Below are 2,525 nucleotides of genomic sequence, written 5' to 3' on the forward strand. Positions count from 1 at the left end.
GATTATGGCGTGTACGCTGATTTTATAAGGTGCAGCACAACAAGCATCCTTGCATGACTGTTAGCTTTGCGTCAGCTATAAAGCCCGATAAAACAAGGGTTAAACACCACGATACCTAGTACAAGTCATTAGCTATAAAGTGGGCATGGTGATTGCATAGAAGACTAGAATTAGAGTGTGTACATTTGTATCGGCGGGCAGAGACGGCGCTTGAAAAAAGCAGCCTCGCCGACGCGAACACCTTGATGAATCCCGAGCTATAGAGGCGTCGATGCTTTCGAATCTGGCTGTGCAACTCATCAACGGACTAGCGGACGCCTGCGCCATGTTTCTTGTCGCGTCCGGTTTGTCGTTGATCTTCGGCGTGACGCGAATCGTCAACTTCGCGCACGGCTCGTTCTATATGCTTGGCGTGTATGTGGCCTATAGCATCGCCAGCCGCTTTGGTTCGACCGTCGCCGGTTTCTGGCTTTCCATGCTGGCAGCAGCGCTGATTGTCGCCGTGCTCGGTGCGCTGGTCGAAGTGATCGTGCTTCGGCGCATTTATCAGGCGCCCGAGTTATTCCATCTGCTGGCGACCTTTGCGCTAGTGCTGATCTTTCGCGACGCCGCCTTGTATATCTGGGGCCCGGAAGACCTGTTCGGACCGCGCGCTCCGCTGCTTGGCGGCGCAGTCAATCTGCTCGGTCACGCGCTGCCCACCTATGACATTGCATTGATCGTGATCGGTCCCGTGGTGCTCGCTGTCCTCTGGTTCGGTCTGACTAAAACCCGCTGGGGCACGCTCGTGCGCGCGGCGACCGGCGACCGGGAAATGCTCGGTGCGCTCGGTATCAATCAGGCCTGGTTATTCACGGGCGTGTTTTTTATCGGCGCATTTCTCGCGGGTCTTGGCGGCGCGCTTCAGGTGCCGCGCATGTCGGCGAACTTGTCGCTTGACATCGATACGATCGGCAATGCGTTCGTCGTAGTGGTGGTCGGCGGAATGGGCTCGATTCCCGGCGCGTTCGTGGCGGCGTTGTTGATCGCGGAGATCAAGGCGCTATGCATTGGCCTGGGCGACGTGACCATCGGCGGCGTGGTGTTCTCGTTGAGCAAGTTCACGCTGGTGGCCGAGTTCGTGGTGATGGCTATTGTGCTGGTCGTACGGCCGTGGGGCTTGCTCGGTCGCGCACAAGCGGCAGTGCGCAGCATGGCGGCCGCAGAAACGCCGCTGCGTCCGGCCGATACCCGCCTGAAAATATTCGCTGGCGTCGTGCTTGCCGTGCTTGTGCTCGCACCGCTGCTTTCAGGCGTGTTTCCCTACATGCCCGTGTTGCTCGTCGAGATCCTGATCGCGGTCCTGTTTGCAACGAGCCTGCATTTCATCATGGGTCCGGGCGGCATGCATTCATTTGGCCATGCCGCGTATTTCGGTTTGGGTGCTTATGGCGCGGCGTTATTTCTGAAGGTTCTGAACCTGCCGATGGAAGCCGCGCTCGTGCTCGGCCCTTTGCTTGCGGGTGTCGGGGCAATTGTGTTTGGATGGTTCTGCGTGCGCTTGTCGGGCGTCTATCTCGCGATGTTGACGCTGGCGTTTGCGCAGATCGTCTGGTCGATCGTGTTCCAGTGGGACGCGGTGACCGGCGGCAGCAATGGCATTCTCAACCTGTGGCCGTCAACCTGGCTTAGCTCGACGGTGGCGTATTACTACGTGACCCTGGTATTCGCGGTCTTGGGTGTCTGGCTCTTGCGGCGAATGTTGTTCTCGCCGCTCGGTTATGCCATGCGTGCCTCGCGCGATTCCACCCTGCGTGCCGAAGCAATCGGTATCGATGTGAAGCGCGTGCAGTGGGTGGCCTTCATCATCGCGTCATTGTTCTGCGGTCTTGCGGGGTCCCTGTATGCGTTCTCCAAGGGGTCGATCTCGCCGGAGGTGATCAGCGTCGGGCGCTCGGTCGATGGTCTCGTGATGGTGCTGCTGGGTGGCTTGCAGACGCTCACTGGCCCGATTGTCGGTGCGGCCGTGTTCACGTGGCTTCAGGATACGGTCGCGCGTCAGACGGACTACTGGGAGGCTCTGCTCGGTGCGGCGATCCTGGTGCTGGTGATTGCGTTCCCGCAGGGGATTGTGGGGTTCGTGCGGGACAAGCTTGGATCGCATAAAAATTCTGATGGCAGCGTGACCTCGCAACCTGCCAAGGAGGCCCTGTGACCCTTCTGCGCGTCTCTCATCTTGCGAAGTCGTTCGGCGGCGTCAAAGCGGTCGACGACGTTTCCTTCGACCTGAACGCGGGCCAGTTGCTCGCGTTGATCGGTCCGAACGGCGCGGGCAAGTCTACCTGTTTCAATATGCTCAACGGGCAGTTGAGGCCGAGTTCAGGCTCCATCTTGTTCGACGATCACGAGATCGCGGGCAAGCGTCCACGCGATATCTGGCGTCTCGGTGTTGGCCGCACCTTCCAGATTGCCGCGACTTTCAATTCGATGACGGTAATCGAAAATGTGCAGATGGCGCTCGTTTCGCGGGACCGCCAGCTCTTCAA

General features: G+C 59.0%; 2 protein-coding genes. Both read left to right on the forward strand.

Going from position 1 to position 2,525, the window contains the following annotated elements; genetic code table 11:
- Positions 1–271: 271 nt before the first annotated feature.
- Complete coding sequence (locus tag JWR14_RS37135; protein ID WP_299719547.1) at positions 272–2,194, forward strand: ABC transporter permease; 1,923 nt, start codon at positions 272–274, stop codon at positions 2,192–2,194.
- A partial coding sequence (locus tag JWR14_RS37140; protein WP_299719550.1) for an ATP-binding cassette domain-containing protein occupies positions 2,191–2,525 on the forward strand: 335 nt, incomplete at its 3' end. The genes JWR14_RS37135 and JWR14_RS37140, both read left to right, overlap by 4 nt.

Source organism: Caballeronia sp. (assembly GCF_028292365.1).
Taxonomy (GTDB): domain Bacteria; phylum Pseudomonadota; class Gammaproteobacteria; order Burkholderiales; family Burkholderiaceae; genus Caballeronia.

Excerpts from the sequence above, each read along its gene's own strand:
- JWR14_RS37135 (WP_299719547.1), top strand. The coding sequence starts at position 272 with ATGCTTTCGAATCTGGCTGTGCAACTCATCAACGGACTAGCGGACGCC.